This is a genomic window from Pseudoalteromonas sp. BZB3 (assembly GCF_040104455.1).
Lineage (GTDB): Bacteria > Pseudomonadota > Gammaproteobacteria > Enterobacterales > Alteromonadaceae > Pseudoalteromonas.
The window spans coordinates 303,065-321,472 of the sequence record NZ_JBECOS010000008.1; the positions used below are offsets into that span (position 1 = coordinate 303,065).

Sequence of the window (18,408 nt, forward strand, 5' to 3'; positions counted from 1 at the left end):
AGCAAGCTCCCTCTAATCTACAAAGCGCATTTTGTTTTGCCGTTTTCTACATACACTTTTGCTGTTTCGCAATTTTGCTTTGGCAGCTTTGCCATAATATGGGCTCTGAAAGTCTTAATCTTGTTGTTCTCAACATTTTCTTTCAAGCTTATTTTTAGCGCCTTGTCTAGGGTTTTTATAGCCAGGGTGTTGTCTCCTTTACCTTCATACAAATAGGCGAGTCTGAAATAAGCATCAGTGCGAGTAGGGTAAGTACTGATAAGTTGTGTATATATGTCGATGGCATCGGCGTAGCGTTTGTCTTTAATGGCCTTTTTGGCAGCGTATCTGTAAGCCAGATAATCAGGTTTTAAATTGACCCCATACTGCTTAGAGAGTTGAGCATAGCAAGCATCAATACCTGTTAAGCCCAGCGCTGCAAAATCCGGTGAGCATTTAAATTGTTCAAACAACTCAACATAGGCTCTGTTTTGTCCCACCATTGCTGATGTACTGTGATTCTCATCTTTTATAAACTCTAAATCATAATCAAAGCCTAGACGTGTTTGATTACCTAGTAATTCACGATATTGCTCAAAAGAGCTCAACATATGGCCTGTCTCATCAGCGAGGTTTAAATATAAATAGTTATTTAGGTTTTTCTTTTGTTTATAAAAAGTGTGAGCTTGTTTTAGCACTTTCCCTTTGTGCCACCAAAGGCTTGGGCTAAAAGCAAAATACGCTTGGAATAACTGAGGTCGGGTTTGTAATGCATAGATTGATAGCAGTCCACCGAGCGAATGGCCTGATAACACCTTAAAGCCATTGCTACGATAGCGTTTATTGATATGAGGAATAAGCTCTTTTTCTATAAAGTCCAAGAAGTTATCGGCCCCACCAGATACACCCCACTGGTTATAGCTTTCATCGTAAGTTGGCGTGAAATCGCGTGTTCTATGTGTATTTTTAATGGCGACGATGATCATTTCTTTTGCATGATCAGACTGAGTCAGTAGATCTAAAGTACCAGCCGCATGTTTAAAGTTTCTTAGCCCATCCGTCAAATATAAAACTGGGTAAGTTTGCGACTTATTTAGGTGATAAGCATTAGGTAAGTGAATTAATAGCCCGCGTTGCTCAGATAAAATAGAGGAATAGATCCCATCTTCTATCGTGGTGCCCCGTTCGGATGCATCAGCACTTAAATTAAATATAAAACATAGAGTAAATATAAAGACGATAACTTTCTTCATTTTAATTCCTTTAGTTGTACAAATTAACCGGTGTTTAAGTTGCTAGGAAAACCGCCGAAAGTAATGAAATTTGCAGGAAAAAAAGGGATGAAAAGAGGATTAATCGTTGCAAGGCAATCAGTTTTTGCTCGATGGTTGTTCTGAAGTTTGTTTTTTGTACCTGTTAGATACTGTGATAAAGTGCTGAAATATTAATTTTTATCTATTGATTACAATTGTTTATGCTTAAGTTTGGCGATTTTATTTTTGACAGTCAGCAGCAACGTTTGCTCACAATACAAAACACGCAAGTAGAAATCGAGCCCAAACTCATTGCGCTTTTAGAGTTTTTTCTCACCCATCCAGAACAGTTAATTTCAAGACAAACGCTGCTCGAAACGGTATGGGCTAATACCTTAGTGACAGATAATGCGATTAATAAGTTAGTTGGCAATCTGCGTAAAGCCCTTAATGACGACCCAAAACAGCCAAAGTATATACAAACCGTACCAAAGCGAGGCTACCGATTTATTTGCACTATTTCTGAGTGTAAACCTTCGCCGGTTAATGAAGAATCAAGGGTTAATGATAGGCAGGATAATGAAGCGGCTAACTTTAATCTGTATCGTCAGTTCTTAGTTATCGTTCTGGGTTTGTTTTTACTTACTGCTGTTTGGTTTGTGTTTAAGCAAAGTGACAATGACAAGCTTGCTTATTCAGTGGCATTAACGAGAGAGCAGGGGATAGAATTTTCTCCACGTATGCACCCAGATCAAAACCACTTGTTTTATTTAAGAACACGTAATGTGTCTGATGATGTTGAACTATGGGTTAAAAATATACATACCGCGTCTGTAAATCGAGTATCTCTGCCTCATCTTATCAGCGAAATCATTGCTGTTACCGAGCAAGATACACGGAGTGAATTTATCTATTTAGACAAAGGTCAGGGGCGGTGTGATGTTTATAAAGCCCGCTTGAATTATCAGCAAGGTGAGGGTTTTAGTGTCGCTGATGAAACGATGTTATTTAACTGCAAGGATAAAAGAGTTAAAGACATCGCTTATCACGCTCAGAAAAACGTCATTTATTATACTGCTCAGCCTGAAAACTTCTGGCCTAACCATATATATGCTTATGACCTTAATAAAAACGAACATGTTCTACTGAACCAACCTGCACCAAAAGGGTGGGGATATCACCACCTAGATGTGTCACCAGATGGCGAGAAACTATTGGTTATGAGCACAGGGAGTGATCATAAAACTCAGCTATTGTCATTCAACTTGATAAATCACCAAGTCACAGCTGGCAAGCAATTTGATAGGCCTGTTTATGAAGCCATTTGGGCACATGACTCCGAGCAAATCTTTTATTATTCGTCTTCGTCTATGCAGAAGATTATGCAAAGTGACTTTGATGGTGACAATAGTCGAGTTGTGGTTAATGTTTCAGAGCGACTTTCTAAGAGATTAAACCGCATAGCCGATGGGCATTCTCTGCTGTTTAGCACTGAGCAAGATGACTATAATTTGAGGTTAATATCAGATGATGCAACACGATCGCTGCATAATTCGGCAGTGTTTGATTCATACCCAGCCTTGTTTCATCAAAGTGATGATTACTTATTTGCTTCAAATCGCAGTGGTGAAATGCAGATCTACTTTGTAGACAGTCATCGAGCACAATCAAAAATATTAACCCAGTTTACGTCATCTTATGCCCTGAGTAATATGGCGATTTCACCCGATGATAAACAAGTTTTACTCGTCATCGACAACGATGTCTTCGCGCTCCCACTCCATAAGCTGAAGTCTCAACAACCGCTCGATGTTCTTTCAGATGAAAAAGCTATTTTTACCAGTGATGTACCTGTGATAGCCGTAGATTGGCTTTCAAATGATATGGTTGCAATTACAGCGGTTAAACATGCCAAACCTAATCTGCATATTCGCAATCTAGCAGGAGAACGCATCGATTTACCACAAGGGGAGTGGGCTTATGGCTTATCTGATAATTCGCAAAAGGGAAATGTTTACCTCATTGAGAGAGGGAGTCACCGCTTGTATCAAGTGAGGTTAAATACCGTTAGTGATGACCATCAAATTGAGCCGACCCCTTTGACTTTACCTAATGAGTTCTACTGGGCCAAAATAGATAACCAACACCTTTATTATATGAATGCAGAAGGTGAGAGTGAATACTTACATATAGTGTCTATTAATACTGAGAAAAGCTTAACAAAAATGAAGGTTAATGCCTTTTCAAGTTATGACGTGAAGCAAGGAAAAGTAATGATAAGTGATAAGGCAAGTCGCTCAGGGGATATACATAGAACTTATCATTAAAAAGTCGTGTGCGCCTTTATAACGTTTTCTTGAGTAGAGCCAAACTCCATGGTTCTATTCATGAGTTTATAGGCTACCATTTTACGCTTGAAACCATCCTGTAGAAAATTAATCGCGTGCTTTACAACGGATGACCCCGTTTACTTATGAACTCAAATTTAAACTGTATGCATTAGCATTAGCCCACAGCTTAAATTTTGCAAGATTTTATGCCTGTCCCTTTTTATTTCTTCGTATCTTGCTAAAAACCAAGCCAAACGCAGGTCCGTAGAATCCAACAACTAACCCAAGTAGAATTAACTGCCCGGTGACAGTATGTTCATATGATGAACTAGCATAAATAAAGTATGGAATGGCTTGGTAAGTAAATAGTGAGGCAAGTGCAGTAAAGCCACACCATAAATTGTTTTTTACATCGAAAAGAAAATAAAAGACAACAAAGAAGCAGTACGCTATGAGCATAGAGGCTTCACCAGTTCCATAAATTAAGGTAAGTTGAGCTCGATCTAATAATAGATAAATAAACAATGCTTGATAAATTCTAATAATATAAATCACTTATAACTTCCTAATGAATTCTTTGCCGAGCATGCTAACTTACAGATCTTATGTGCAGTAGAGACATTCCAAGAATGTCGATGAAAAATTTATAGGGTAAATAATTCATAAGATCACATTTTGCAACGTGCATGAAGTGGCTTGAAACCGTCTGTTCCTTGCTCAAAGCATAATTAGTTTTACTCTGTCTTTTCTTTAAACTCACACAAATCTTCAATAATACACGAACCACATTTCGGTTTACGGGCAATACACACATAACGGCCATGTAAAATCAGCCAGTGATGTACGTCGACTTTAAACTCTTTCGGTACCACTTTTTCAAGCTTTTCTTCAACAGCAACCACGTCTTTACCCATGGCAAATTTAGTGCGATTTGAAACGCGATAAATATGGGTGTCGACTGCAATGGTTGGCCAGCCAAACGCACAGTTTAAAACTACATTTGCGGTTTTTCGGCCAACGCCAGGAAGGGCTTCTAATGCTTCACGGTTTTCAGGTACTTCACCACCGTGTTTATCTATGAGGATCTGACACATCTTATAGACGTTATTGGCTTTAGAATTATATAAACCAATGGTTTTAATGTGATCTCTGAGTGATTCTAAGCCAATATCTAAAATACCTTGTGGGGTATTGGCTTTTGGAAAGAGTTTTGCCGTCGCTTTGTTCACACTTACATCGGTGGCTTGTGCTGACAAGGTGACAGCAACAAGTAGCTCAAATGGGGTGGTGAAATCCAACTCTGTTTCTGGGTTTGGATTGTCATCACGTAAACGGGTTAAGATCTCAAGTCTTTTGGTTTTGTTCATTGTTCGTAACCCGTTTAAGTTAAGCTAGTAACACGTGCTCTCGGCGCTTTTTCGGCTTCTTGCGTAGGCTGTGCTTTAGCTTTAATTTGCGCATCAATGACATTTTTAGCGGCAATTAACAAACCCAAACCTAGGAAGGCACCCGGCGGTAGAATGGCTACTAAAAATTGGTTATCAAATTGGAAAACTTCAATACGCAGAACCGTCGCCCAATCGCCTAATAGTAAGTTGGCACCATCAAATAAGGTACCTTGGCCAATTAACTCGCGCATTGCGCCTAGTAGCACGAGTACTACCATAAACCCTAGGCCCATCATGATGCCATCGAATGCAGATAGAAACGGAGTGTTTTTAGATGCGTAGGCTTCGGCACGACCGATAATGGCACAGTTGGTTACGATTAATGGAATGAAGATCCCCAGCGCTTGATATAAGCCGAAGGTATAAGCGTTCATCAATAGCTGTACGATGGTTACAAACGCGGCAATGATCATGACAAATACAGGAATGCGAATGTCTTTTGGTACAAAATTACGTACCAATGACACAGTGACATTCGAGCCAACCAGTACCAGAAGGGTTGCGATCCCCAAGCCCATAGCATTGGTAATGGTGCTGGTTACAGCAAGCAGTGGGCATAAACCAAGTAGTTGAACAATGGCTGGGTTGTTGGCCCACATGCCATCTTTTATGAGGGTTTTATATTCGCTCATTGTGTTTCTCCTGCGCACAGGTTGTCTTTGGCAAATAAAGCATCAAAGTGTGTTGTTGCGTACCAAGCAGCTTCTCCCACTGAGCCAGTCACTGCTCTAGGCGTGATGGTCGCGCCAGTAAATTGGTCAAACTCACCACCATCTTTCTTAACTGCGAAACGGCCATCATTTGCGCTATTGATTTGCATGCCGTTAAATGTGGTGATCCAATCAGATCTAGAAAGCTCTATCTTATCTCCAAGGCCGGGTGTTTCTTCATGGCGGGTGACACGTACACCGGTGATTTCGCCACGTTTTGTAACAGCAGTTAAGATATCGATATTACCGCTATAACCTTTTGGAGTGATGTGACGAACAAGCAAAGCCGCGGGCTCGCCGTTTAATCTTGCACGATAAATAATATGTGGGCCTGCTGGGCCAAGCTCTGGCGCGTCACTTTCTACGCAGTCAAGATAGAGTTGGTTGTCGTAACGCTCACTTGGAATAACTTGAGACAGCAAAGACATCAGTTGTGCTTTTTCTTGCTCTGCGATCCGTGTTTCGGTCAGGCTCTGAACCACAGCTACACTGCCTGTGGTTGCCAATGCAAAAGCACACAAGATGGCGCCATTTTTATACATAGACTTGGCTATCATTGTGCACCTCCATGACCAAATGTGCGCGGGCGACTGTAGTGATCAATCAATGGTACAGCCATATTCATGAGTAACACAGAGAAGGCCACAGCATCTGGATAGCCACCGTAGGTACGGATGATATAAACCAGTACGCCAATGGCTGCACCAAAAATTAAACGGCCTCTATCTGTGGTACAAGCAGAAACCGGATCGGTGGCAATGAAGAATGCCCCTAACATGGTCGCGCCACTGAGTAGGTGGAAAACAAGACCAGCGTGGCTACCCGGTGCAATGATGTAACCCACGGCACTGCAAAATGCCAATGCAAAAATGAAGGCAACAGGAATATGCCAGTTAATAATGCCTCGCCAAAGTAAGAAAAGGCCACCGGCCAGATAAGCTAGGTTTACCCACATCCAGCCTTTACCTGCGTAATCGGCAAACACGGCGCTTTGCATCGCTTCAGTGACAGTATAGCCCTGAGCAACAGCTGTTTTTACTGTATCGAGTGGTGTAGCCATCGTAATACCATCAATACCCGCTCTAGCTTGCTCTAGGCTTAAACCTGACGTTGTAGTTTGCGTGAAAATTAAAGCAAGTTGATCAATAAAACTTACAGGAGTCACTAACAGTTCAGACACTGGCGACCAAGCTGTCATTTGCACCGGGAATGAAATAAGCAATAAGACATAACCTGCCATAGCCGGGTTGAATAGATTAAAGCCTAAACCACCATACAGTTGCTTTACGATCACGATGGCAAAAAGGCAGCCGATGACGATGACCCACCAAGGTGCCAGAGGCGGAATACTGATTGCAAGCAGCACACCAGTTAACCAAGCAGAGCCATCGTTTAATGATGGCCAAATGGCTTTATTACGGATCTTCACGATAGCTGCTTCAAATGCACTGACAGAAATGAGTGCGATGAGTATTTGAATTAAAACAGCTGAGCCAAAAAAGTAGCACTGAGCGATGATCCCGGGTACACACGCAGCGATCACTGTCATCATTAATTTATTCAGTGCTTTATGGCTATGATTGTGGGGCGATGAAGCCATGGTTAATTTCATGACGGTTCATTTCCTTCTTCTGATTCTTGCTTTAATTGTGCTTCTTTAGCTGCTTTCTTTGCTTTGGCACGTGCAATAGCGGCTGCAACAGCTGCTTTACGCGGATCTTCTGGCTCGCTACTTTGTTCTGCTTGCTCAGTTTGAATATCAGCTTCGGCATTATCTTCGCTAGCCGCAAGCTCCGCCTCTTTGGCTGCCTTTTTCGCTTTAGCACGCGCAATAGCAGCTGCAACAGCCGCTTTACGCGGATCTTCTGGCTCGCTGCTTTGTTCTAATTGCTCAGTTTGAGTATCCGTTTCAGCATTGTCTTCACTAGTCGCTTGCTCAGCCTCTTTGGCCGCTTTCTTTGCTTTAGCACGGGCGATGGCGGCTGCTACAGCAGCCTTACGTGGATCTTCCGGCTCGCTATCAGCAACAGTTTCATCGCTTTGCTCTGCTTCTTTCGCTGCTTTTTTCGCTTTTGCTCGAGCGATGGCGGCGGCAACTGCGGCTTTACGTGGATCTTCCGGTTCGCTATCAGCTACAGTCTCATCGCTTTGCTCTGCTTCTTTCGCTGCTTTTTTCGCTTTTGCACGAGCGATAGCAGCTGCAACAGCTGCTTTGCGCGGATCTTCCGGCTCGCTATCAGATACAGCTTCATCGCTTTGCTCAGCTTCTTTCGCTGCTTTTTTCGCTTTTGCTCGAGCGATGGCCGCTGCTACAGCTGCTTTGCGAGGATCTTCAGACTCGCTATCAGCTACAGCTTCATCGTTTTGCTCTGTTTCTTTAGCTGCTTTCTTTGCTTTTGCACGGGCAATAGCGGCTGCCACAGCAGCTTTGCGCGGATCGTCAGTGCTTTCAGTTTCAGCTGGCGCTTCATCTTGAACAGCATTTTGTGCCGCTTTCTTTGCTTTTGCACGAGCGATGGCTGCGGCAACCGCGGCTTTACGTGGATCGGTCGATGCATCCGTTTGAGTTGCTTGCTGTTCTGTATTTACATCATCTGTATCAGATTGCTGCGCGGCCTTTTTCGCTTTCGCACGTGCAATGGCAGCGGCAACAGCAGCCTTAGTATCTTTAGGCTTATCGTCACTGTCATCTGTGGCTTTCTCAGCCTTGTATTGGCGAGCTTGCTCTTTACGCTTAGCGCGCTCTAATGCAACAGCACTATTATCTGGTTCGAGTGAACCATCAGCCGCTTTTTTCGCTTTAGCTCGGGCAATTGCAGCTTCAACTGCTGACTTTTCTAGTGTTTTCTTGTTTTTAACACGCTCAAGTGCTTCAGCCACTTTTTCTTTACTTTGTGTGGATTGAGTAGCGCGGCTAGCTGAACGTTTATGACGGTTTTGACGTTCTTCTTGTTCTCGCTCTAAACGTTCTTTACGGGCTTCGAAACGCTCTTTTGCTCGCTCAGCTTTGATTTGTTCTAGTTTTTGTTCGCGGATCTCAGCTTTGGCAACGCGGTAATATTGCACCAGTGGAATTTCACTCGGGCAAACGTACGAACACGCACCACATTCAATACAATCAAACAGGTTGTATTCTTCAAGCTTTTGATACTCTTTGCCCTTAGCAAACCACTGTAATTGTTGTGGTAGCAAAGTTTGCGGGCAAGCATCGGCACACGCACTACAGCGAATACAAGCTTTTTCATCGTTTGGCTCGGCTAGCTCTTGGTTGTCAGGTGCCAAAATACAGTTTGTGGTTTTGACCACAGGAATGCGCACTGTTGGTAAGGTAAAGCCCATCATTGGCCCACCCATGATGACGCGCTGCGCAGTAACTGGTTCAAACTTTTGGCTATCGAGTAGGTGCTTAATCTCAGTGCCCATCAGTGCCCAAACATTTTGTGCTTGTTTGATGGTGTTACCGGTTACAGTAACAACACGCTCAATGAGCGGTTTGCCATGAAGCACAGCGTCGCTTATCGCAAATAAAGTACCGACGTTTTGCACTAATACGCCAATATCTGCAGGAATGCCCGCACTAGGCACTTCGCGAGAAGTCAGTACTTTGATCAGTTGTTTTTCACCGCCAGAAGGGTATTTTGTTGGCACTGAGCGAACTAAGATTTTATCGTTATGTGCTGATGCTTTCTGCATCGCAGCAATGGCTTCAGGCTTATTGTCTTCAATACCAACTAACACATATTTTGGAGAGAGTAAGTGCTGCATGATCTCAATGCCCTGCACGATTTGCTCAGCATGTTCACGCATTAACATGTCATCGGCAGTGATATAAGGTTCACATTCAACGCCATTGACAACAAAAAAGTCAATCTCTGCTTGGCTGCTGGCTTTCACGTAGGTTGGGAAGCCTGCGCCACCCATACCGGCAATACCTGCATCATGAATTTTATCAACCAGTTGCTGTTTTGAAATATCTTTGTACTGAGCAAGAGGTTCAAGCTCACACCAAGTGTCTTGACCATCAGGTTCAAGCACGATGCTAGGCTCTGGTAAAGCTGACGGGTGTGCCGATGGTCTATGTTCAATGGCGGTGATAGTGCCTGAAGTAGCGGCATGGATAGGTAAAGACCAATTCCCAGCGGGTTTTGTCAGTGCTTGACCTTTTAAAACATGATCGCCCACATGGACGAGCAGGTGACCGTTGGCACCAATATGCTGCTTTAATGGAATAACCAATTTATCAGGTAAGGGTAACTGGCGAATTGGGAGTTGGTTTGACAATGTTTTTTGTTCTGGTGGATGAATACCGCCAGGAAATTGCCACAGCGTTCCACGTTCAATTTGTTCAAATAACGATTCCACGGCAACCTCTAATCAATCTGAGTGACGTTAATGGCGTTTAACTGCCATTTCCATGTTTGCTTTGTTTCAGCAACAGGGATCATATCAATACAATCAACCGGGCAAGGCTCAACACATAAGTCACAGCCGGTACATTCACCTTTCAATACGGTATGCATTTGTCTTGTGGCACCAACAATGGCGTCAACAGGACAAGCTTGAATGCATTTAGTACAGCCGATACATTCGTCTTCACGAATATATGCCACAGTTTTAACTGGCTCAGCTTCTTCGCCGCCAGCCAAAGGTTTAGGCTCAACGCCCATCAAATCAGCTAACTTTTTAATGGTGGCATCACCACCCGGTGGGCATTTATTAATTTCGTCGCCATTGGCAATGGCTTCGGCGTAAGGGCGACAACCCGGGTAACCACATTGTCCACATTGTGTTTGCGGTAAAATGGCATCGACTTGGTCGACAACAGGGCTGCTTTCAACACGATATTTTACTGCGGCGTAACCGAGTATAAGGCCAAAAATCAGCGCCAGTGAACCTAGCGCAATAAGTGCATAAAACAAGGTCATGGTTAAAACTTCACTAATCCAGAAAAGCCCATAAAGGCAAGAGACATTAAGCCGGCGGTGATCATGGCAATTGAGGCACCTTTGAACGGCGTTGGTACATCTGCAACTGCAAGGCGTTCACGCAGTGCGGCAAATAAGACCAGCACCATAGAAAAACCAACTGCAGCACCAAAACCAAATACGGCTGAGCTGATAAAGGTATGCTCATTTTTAATGTTAAGCAGGGCAACACCTAATACCGCACAGTTAGTTGTGATAAGCGGTAAGAAAATACCCAGTAAACGGTATAGGGTAGGGCTGGTTTTCTTCACCACCATTTCGGTAAATTGCACCACCACAGCAATAACGAGTATGAAGCTCATGGTGCGTAAGAACTCTAATTCGAGAGGTTGCAATATATACTCGTTAACAAGGTAACTCGTCACTGAGGCTAGCGTGAGTACAAAAGTTGTGGCCATTGACATACCAACGGCAGTGTCTAATTTGCCTGATACGCCCATGAAAGGGCATAAGCCTAAGAATTGTACCAACACGAAATTATTTACTAATACTGTGCCAATCAGCAACAGAATATATTCAGTCATTATAGCCCCTAACGTTGACGCCTTTTTATTGAGTGCCTAGCGATTGTTAATTTTACCAAGTTTGGCGCTGAATATCACAACAAAAACGGCAGAATTGTTTTGATAAATGGGTATTTTTGTAAAGATTTACGGATATACGCGGCGAAATCAAAAAAGGCCCTGAAAGGGCCTGGTTTTTGCTGTTATATTTCTTTGGGTTTCTCTATGTAGTAACCCTGAACACCGTCGAGGCAGAGTGTTTCAACGACGTGCTTTTCTTCTTGGTTTTCGACCCCTTCAGCAAACACACTCACACCAATACGATGAGCAAGGTCGACCATCAGACGCATGAAGTATTGGTTATTTTTATCTTCTTCTAGACCACGGGTATAACTTGCATCCATCTTGATGAAGTCAGGTTTCAAATCTCTGAAAAACTTAAATGAGGTTAAACCAACACCAAAACGCTCTACGGTGACACGTGCACCAACGCGGTGAACCATATCGATAAAGCGTTTACTGGCTTTAATATTTTGCTGTAAACCAAACTCGCTCACTTCAAAAATCAATTTCGAAGCAATATTGGCGTCTTTTAATAGACGACGCTCTAACCAGATCACAAATTGATCAGAGTGGGCGCTTGACGCAGTGACATTGATACCGAAGAACTTTTCAGTGAAGTTACGGGTTTTTATGAGCTCAAGTGACGTATCTATGATCAATTTATCGATTTCGATGGCCATCTCAAGTTTTTCTGCCATCGCCAAGAAAGACGCCGTTGGCAGCATTTGGTTATCTTCAGTTTTAAAGCGCGCTTGAATTTCGGCATAGGCTTTAACATTTTTACCAATAGGCATAATGTTTTGCATCATTAAGCTGACGCGTTTTGCTTCGATCACATCGTGGATAACTTTACGCCAGTTTTGGTTACCAAAACCTGCACCAACATTATTAATAAGATCAGATTCACGCTGTATGTGCCACGCATTCGCTTGCTTGCTCTGGGCCATGCTCATGGCATTGTCGACTACAGATAGTATCTCGCCTAATGGTTTGCCAGTTTCGTATGGAACAATACCTGTGTTAGCCACTGAGCTGAGCTCTTGGTTTTGTTGATATTGAGTGAATCTAGCTTGTAATGTATCACCGAAATGTTCGGCTTCTTTTGCCGGAATGTTTGGCAAAATAACCGCAAAATCAGAGCTGTTTAACCTGAAGGTTTGTCCGCCTGTGTAAGTACCACAAACATGGGTAATAATCTCTGATACTGATTTAATATACTCGTCGCCTTTTTGGTAACCACGAGTTTGGTTGATCACTTGTAGTTCACTACAACGGATCATGGCAAGGGTACCAAATGATTTTTTATTACTTGATTCAATATGCTGCTCGTAATACTCCACGAACATATTACGGTTACCAAGACCAGTTACCACATCTTTATAGGCTTCTTGCTTTATACTTTGTGCGGCACTCTGAATATCTTCTTGTTTACTCTTTAAGAAATGCGCTAGACGATTGAAAGAAGGCGCAAGCTCTGCACCCAGCGCTTGTACCTTACCTGCGTTAAAGTCATTTTCTATACTGTCGGTCACCTGGTTTTGAGTAATGTACATATCTACCGCATCAGCAACAGTCATACTGACATTACGATTTAAGCGTTTATAAATTGCTTTCATATAGAAGACAGGAATAAATGCGAGTAGGGCGGTGATAATAAACATCATGATGACAGCTTGCTGTAAAAGTTGCGCCTGACTTTGTGCATTAATAATGAATTCAATTTTAATGTCTTTGGTCACATTCACAGCAAATTGCGGGCGAATAGCATTAATATTTGATTCGATAATTTCAGCGATAAAAGGTAATGAACTATGGGTATTAACGTTTAAAACTGTGTCACCATTAAAATCTCTAACAATGAAGGTTGAAAACACATTACCATTCGCCAGAGCCTGACGAATATGCTGAGGGGTGACCTCTGCCATGGTTTTTTCTTTTATATACTGAGTCACCATTACTTGTGCACTTTGCTGTGCTTTTGAAACTGCTGAATCAAAGCTGGTCGCAAAGAAAAATACTCCAACAAGTGAAAACAGAAGCCAAGAGATCAACTGCACAAATATAAGTTTTTTAAAGCCTGCCATTATTGTGTCTTTCAGTTCTTTTTAGTTTTATTCCAAACTACAAATAATCTAGTCGCGATTAAGCTAGCCTAAATTTTTTGAGCGCATACTTATAGCCAAGATAATACGGTTCTTTATCGTCAACTAAGTTTAAAAATTGAGGAACAATTGTCGCAAAATAAGCAAAAATTTTAATTATTTAATTAAGCTGAGTCAGCGATTTTAAAGGAAAAAATTAACTGTAGTAGGGTAGTGCAATGTGCGAGAAAAGTCTATGAGAATCTGAATATTGGCTCCCCCTCCCCGACTCGAACGGGGGACCTGCGGATTAACAGTCCGTCGCTCTAACCAACTGAGCTAAGGGGGAACAATATAAAAGAATAGCAGTGTTGGCTCCCCCTCCCCGACTCGAACGGGGGACCTGCGGATTAACAGTCCGTCGCTCTAACCAACTGAGCTAAGGGGGAATTACACTATAACGATTGGCTCCCCCTCCCCGACTCGAACGGGGGACCTGCGGATTAACAGTCCGTCGCTCTAACCAACTGAGCTAAGGGGGAATCGTTATTATCAAGAAACTTGGCTCCCCCTCCCCGACTCGAACGGGGGACCTGCGGATTAACAGTCCGTCGCTCTAACCAACTGAGCTAAGGGGGAAGCGTGTCTCTCAACGGGGCGAAATATTAATGACCCCTTGCCAAGGTGTCAACAAATAAAATGACAGAAATTTAAAAAATCCGTTTATCCGCTGGTTTTATATCCGATTTGCCGATTTTTTAGCGCAAATTTACTCTGTGGAAGTGAAGCAAATCCAAAAAAAGCGACTTCGCAGTGCTTAAATATAAAATTAAAAATGTTTATTTTGCGCAGTATGAGTCATATTTTACTCAAAAGCCTTAAATATAACTTTTTAAAGAGATCTGATGTTTTCTTCTTTATGCAAGAGCATGATCAATAAATTCCGAAGACTATTGTTTGTTTCATTTATTCGTGCGGTGCAGAAAATAGTCACTGAGAAAGCTTTTGAAGCATAGAATTTTTTACTGATTACTATTTGGCCTTTTAAAATAAGGGGTTATAAAATCTAAGTGAATATATCTAGATAGCTTATTTTCCTGTTGATAACTTTAAAGTTATCAACATCAGTGACTAAAGATCTTTTTTTGTCATATAAAGGAAACAAAGATCCTTTTCCACAGGTGTGTTTCTGATCTTTTGATCGCGCTATAAGTCTTTATTTTATTAGCTTTATGACACTTACCCACAGAATCTGTGGATAACATTGTTTATTAATCTTTAAAAAGTATTGCAAAGCCATATATGTCGGGCTTTGGGAGCTTTGCAATACTTTTTGCTAAATTTTTTTAGTTTAATAAAAACAATGGGTTGCTGTTTTTTGTTCTGGTTTGTGTGGTTTTTACTCATTGCAGTATTTTTTATAGTCAAATAAGCGTCATACTTGTGCAAAAAAATCTCAGTGGCTACTAAAGCGACAGGTTAGTAAGTGCTTATGGAAGGTGTTTTTGTGCCTTTTTGGTGCATAGCTTGGTCTAAATGATTCAAAAGCGAAGATCTCAGAGTTGAATTAATATTTATTGTTGATAAATGATCACGATCCTCTGGGTTTAGTTTTCATGATGATCTAGAATGCTCAATCCACTGGTCGGGCTTATCTTAAGGTTTCTATTTAATATGGCATCAGCGCAGCAGTCTCAAGTCTCCAATGACATCCTTGAAGGGGACATCCCGTCCACACTCAAACGTATGACCATTCCCATGATATTTGGCATGATCACGCTGATGATGTTCAATTTAGTCGATACTTTCTTTATCAGTATGTTAGGGACTGAAGAGCTTGCTGCTGTCAGTTTTACTTTCCCTGTTACTTTCACTGTGATTAGTCTTGCAATAGGTTTAGGTATCGGCACGTCTGCAGTAATTGCCAAAGCGCTGGGTGCGAATAAAGTAGAAGAGGCAAAGTTTGATGCCACTATTGCACTTTTATTATCAGCAGTAATGGTGTTCTTGTTGTCTTTATTTGGCTTTTTAATGATAGAGCCGATTTTCAAACTATTGGGTGCTCACGCTGAAGTCATGCCACATATATATGACTATATGTCTATTTGGTTCTTGGGCAGCGTATTCTTAATCACGCCTATGATTGGTAATTCAGTATTACGTGCTAGTGGCGATACTAAAACGCCAAGCATTATTATGGGCGCAGCGGGTTTGATAAATGCGATCCTCGACCCTCTTCTTATTTTTGGCATTGGCCCTTTCCCTGAGTTAGGGGTTCAAGGTGCCGCGATTGCCAGTGTCATCGCTTGGTCTGTAGCGGTAGGCATTATCTTTTATTTACTTGCAGTGAAAAAGCGCCTACTCAGTGTTAGCCCTGGAGAGCAGGGCGTTATGCAGGCAGTTAAGAAAATCCTAAAAATTGGTTTTCCTGCTGCAGGCGCGAATATGCTGACACCTATCGCCATGGCTGTTATGACAGCGATTGTAGCAACTTATGGACCTGAAGCGGTTGCAGCTTTTGGGGTAGGCAGCCGTATTGAATCTATCGCGAGTTTAGTTGTACTTGCATTGTCGATGACATTACCGCCCTTTGTCAGTCAAAATTATGGGGCGCAGAACTATCAGCGTGTGACAGAAGCCTATAAAACTACATTGAAGTTCGTAATGGTTTGGCAGTTTGCTATCTATATCGTATTACTCATTTGTTCAGGCTTAATTAGTAAAACCTTTGGTGCTGAAAAAGAAGTTCAACGCATCATTGAGCTGTTTATTTATATCATGCCATTGAGCTACGGTTTTCAAGGGGTGATCATTTTAAGTAATTCTTCATTCAATGCGCTTCACAAACCAATGAATGCCTTGTTACTGAGCGTGATCAGATTGTTTGTGTTTTTCGTACCATTCGCTTATTTAGGATCGCATTTAGCAGGTCTGAAAGGGTTATTTATTGGTGCTGCAATCGGTAATTTGGTCACAGCCATTGTCGCCTACAATTGGTTCTGCGCGAGTTTAAACCGTATGCAATCTGTGCCTGAGCAGGAATTAAAACATGACTGATGTATTTAAACTTCACTCCGAGTTTTCACCAAATGGTGACCAGCCAACGGCTATCGCGCAATTGTGCGATGGTTTAGAAGCGGGTCTTGCACATCAAACTTTATTGGGTGCAACGGGAACGGGTAAAACTTTTACCATGGCGAATATAATCAGTAATCTGAATCGCCCGACCATTATTCTTGCACACAATAAAACCTTGGCGGCACAGCTATATGGTGAGATGAAAGAGTTCTTTCCTGAAAATGCAGTCGAGTATTTTGTCTCATATTATGACTACTATCAGCCTGAAGCGTATGTGGTTGCAAGTGACACCTTTATAGAAAAAGATGCGTCGATAAATGAACACATCGAGCAAATGCGTTTATCGGCAACCAAAGCCTTATTAGAAAGACGAGACACCATTATTGTTGCGTCTGTGTCGGCGATTTATGGTCTGGGCGATCCTGATTCTTATATGCAGATGATGTTACTGCTGAAAGTCGGTGATACAGTTGACCAACGCGACATCCTACGAAAGCTGGCTGAGCTGCAATATACCCGTAACGACATTGATTTTAGTCGGGGTACATATCGAGTTAGAGGCGAGGTGATCGATATCTTTCCTGCAGAATCGGACGATATTGGTGTTCGCGTTGAAATGTTCGATGATGAAATTGAGCGTTTGAGCTTATTTGATCCGCTTACGGGAGCCATTGAAAAACACATCGTTCGTGCAACTATCTATCCGAAAACCCACTATGTTACTCCCCGGGAGAAAATCTTAGATGCCATTGAAAAAATAAAAGATGAACTAAGAGACAGAAGAAAGCGCCTTCTCGATGACAATCGCTTAGTTGAAGAACAGCGAGTTGCTCAGCGTACACAATACGATATTGAAATGATGACCGAGCTTGGTTATTGCTCAGGCATCGAAAACTATAGCCGCTATCTTTCTGGCAGAGCGCCGGGCGAGCCGCCTCCAACGTTACTCGATTATTTGCCTGATGATGCGTTAATGATCATCGATGAGTCTCATGTGACCGTCTCTCAAGTGGGCGCCATGTACAAAGGGGATAGAAGCCGTAAAGAAAACTTAGTTGAATACGGGTTCCGTTTGCCATCGGCCATGGACAACCGACCGCTAAAATTCGATGAGTTTGAAGCGATTTCCCCACAGACGATTTATGTATCAGCGACACCCGGTGATTACGAATTAGAGAAATCAAATGGCGACGTGGCTGAGCAGGTTATTCGTCCGACAGGCTTACTTGATCCTGAATTAGAAGTACGCCCAGTTGGGTCACAAGTAGACGATTTACTCTCTGAGATTTATAAACGTGTTGAGAAAAAAGAGCGCGTCTTGGTGACCACTTTAACTAAGCGCATGGCTGAAGACTTAACTGACTACCTGAATGACCATGATGTGAAAGTGCGTTATTTACACTCCGATATTGATACCGTTGAACGTATGGAAATCATCCGCGACTTGCGTAAGGGCGTATTTGATGTGCTAGTGGGCATTAACTTACTTCGAGAAGGTCTCGATATGCCAGAAGTGTCTCTTGTCGCAATACTCGATGCAGACAAAGAAGGCTTCTTACGCTCAGCGCGCTCATTAATACAGACTATTGGTCGAGCGGCACGTCACTTAAATGGTAAAGCAATTTTATATGGTGATGTGATCACCAAATCGATGAAAAAAGCCATTGAAGAAACCGAGCGTCGTCGATCAATACAAGAAGCTTATAATGAAAAACACGGCATAGTGCCAACGGCATTGAATAAGAAAATCACGGATGTGATGGATGTTGGTGAAAGTGTCGATGAGTCATCAAGTTCACCGGTATCTGCAAGAGTCGCTGAGCCTAAAGCGGGTTATTTAGATCCGAAGCAAATTGCAGAGCAGATCAGCGCACTGGAAACTCAAATGGTGCATCATGCTAGAGAGCTAGAGTTTGAAAAAGCGGCCAAGTTACGTGATGAAATTCATCAATTACAGCAACAATTGATCGATGCTTAG

General features: G+C 42.4%; 13 protein-coding genes and 4 tRNA genes. 3 read left to right on the forward strand and 14 right to left on the reverse strand.

The features are described from left to right. Positions 1 to 17: 17 nt before the first annotated feature. The gene (locus ABMY35_RS07205) at positions 18 to 1,232 is read right to left on the reverse strand and encodes an alpha/beta hydrolase-fold protein (protein WP_349285588.1); all 1,215 of its coding nucleotides are present in this window, start codon (positions 1,230 to 1,232) and stop codon (positions 18 to 20) included. Between the two features lie 221 nt (positions 1,233 to 1,453). Between ABMY35_RS07205 and ABMY35_RS07210 the strand changes: the two genes are divergently transcribed. Beyond that, entirely contained in the window at positions 1,454 to 3,559 is a 2,106-nt protein-coding gene (locus ABMY35_RS07210) for a winged helix-turn-helix domain-containing protein (RefSeq protein WP_349285589.1), read from the forward strand. Between the two features lie 207 nt (positions 3,560 to 3,766). On the opposite strand, the gene ABMY35_RS07215 is transcribed toward ABMY35_RS07210, so the two are convergent. The 13 genes from ABMY35_RS07215 to ABMY35_RS07275 form a co-directional block, all read right to left on the reverse strand. Then, entirely contained in the window at positions 3,767 to 4,117 is a 351-nt protein-coding gene (locus tag ABMY35_RS07215) for a hypothetical protein (RefSeq protein ID WP_349285590.1), read from the reverse strand. Positions 4,118 to 4,296: 179 nt separating this feature from the next. Beyond that, the gene (gene nth / locus ABMY35_RS07220; RefSeq protein WP_349285591.1) at positions 4,297 to 4,929 is read right to left on the reverse strand and encodes an endonuclease III; all 633 of its coding nucleotides are present in this window, start codon (positions 4,927 to 4,929) and stop codon (positions 4,297 to 4,299) included. A 14-nt stretch (positions 4,930 to 4,943) separates the two neighbouring features. Beyond that, the gene (locus ABMY35_RS07225; protein WP_349285592.1) at positions 4,944 to 5,642 is read right to left on the reverse strand and encodes an electron transport complex subunit E; all 699 of its coding nucleotides are present in this window, start codon (positions 5,640 to 5,642) and stop codon (positions 4,944 to 4,946) included. Next, a complete protein-coding gene (gene rsxG / locus ABMY35_RS07230; RefSeq protein WP_349285593.1) occupies positions 5,639 to 6,277 on the reverse strand; it encodes an electron transport complex subunit RsxG in 639 nt (212 codons plus the stop codon). Before rsxG ends, ABMY35_RS07225 begins: the two co-directional genes overlap by 4 nt. Further along, positions 6,274 to 7,332, reverse strand: coding sequence for an electron transport complex subunit RsxD (gene rsxD / locus ABMY35_RS07235; RefSeq protein ID WP_349285594.1), 1,059 nt, complete (start codon positions 7,330 to 7,332; stop codon positions 6,274 to 6,276). The genes rsxG and rsxD overlap by 4 nt, the downstream gene beginning before the upstream one ends. Next, a complete protein-coding gene (gene rsxC / locus ABMY35_RS07240; protein WP_349285595.1) occupies positions 7,329 to 10,082 on the reverse strand; it encodes an electron transport complex subunit RsxC in 2,754 nt (917 codons plus the stop codon). The genes rsxD and rsxC overlap by 4 nt, the downstream gene beginning before the upstream one ends. An 8-nt stretch (positions 10,083 to 10,090) precedes the next feature. Further along, positions 10,091 to 10,645 carry an electron transport complex subunit RsxB gene (rsxB, locus tag ABMY35_RS07245; RefSeq protein WP_349285596.1) on the reverse strand — a complete coding sequence of 185 codons (555 nt, stop codon included), beginning with the start codon at positions 10,643 to 10,645 and terminating at the stop codon, positions 10,091 to 10,093. A 2-nt stretch (positions 10,646 to 10,647) separates the two neighbouring features. Further along, complete coding sequence (gene rsxA, locus ABMY35_RS07250; protein WP_349285597.1) at positions 10,648 to 11,229, reverse strand: electron transport complex subunit RsxA; 582 nt, start codon at positions 11,227 to 11,229, stop codon at positions 10,648 to 10,650. 182 nt (positions 11,230 to 11,411) lie between these two features. Next, positions 11,412 to 13,355, reverse strand: a complete 1,944-nt coding sequence (locus ABMY35_RS07255) for a GGDEF domain-containing protein (RefSeq protein ID WP_349285598.1) — start codon at positions 13,353 to 13,355, stop codon at positions 11,412 to 11,414. A 269-nt stretch (positions 13,356 to 13,624) separates the two neighbouring features. After that, positions 13,625 to 13,701, reverse strand: a tRNA-Asn gene (locus ABMY35_RS07260). Positions 13,702 to 13,724: 23 nt separating this feature from the next. Further along, positions 13,725 to 13,801, reverse strand: a tRNA-Asn gene (locus ABMY35_RS07265). A gap of 16 nt (positions 13,802 to 13,817) precedes the next feature. Next, positions 13,818 to 13,894, reverse strand: a tRNA-Asn gene (locus ABMY35_RS07270). Between the two features lie 20 nt (positions 13,895 to 13,914). Next, positions 13,915 to 13,991: transfer RNA gene (locus ABMY35_RS07275), tRNA-Asn, on the reverse strand. Between the two features lie 1,035 nt (positions 13,992 to 15,026). Between ABMY35_RS07275 and ABMY35_RS07280 the strand changes: the two genes are divergently transcribed. After that, complete coding sequence (locus tag ABMY35_RS07280) at positions 15,027 to 16,409, forward strand: MATE family efflux transporter (protein WP_349285599.1); 1,383 nt, start codon at positions 15,027 to 15,029, stop codon at positions 16,407 to 16,409. After that, positions 16,402 to 18,408: an excinuclease ABC subunit UvrB gene (gene uvrB / locus ABMY35_RS07285; RefSeq protein WP_349285600.1), complete on the forward strand. Its 2,007-nt coding sequence runs from the start codon at positions 16,402 to 16,404 to the stop codon at positions 18,406 to 18,408. Before ABMY35_RS07280 ends, uvrB begins: the two co-directional genes overlap by 8 nt.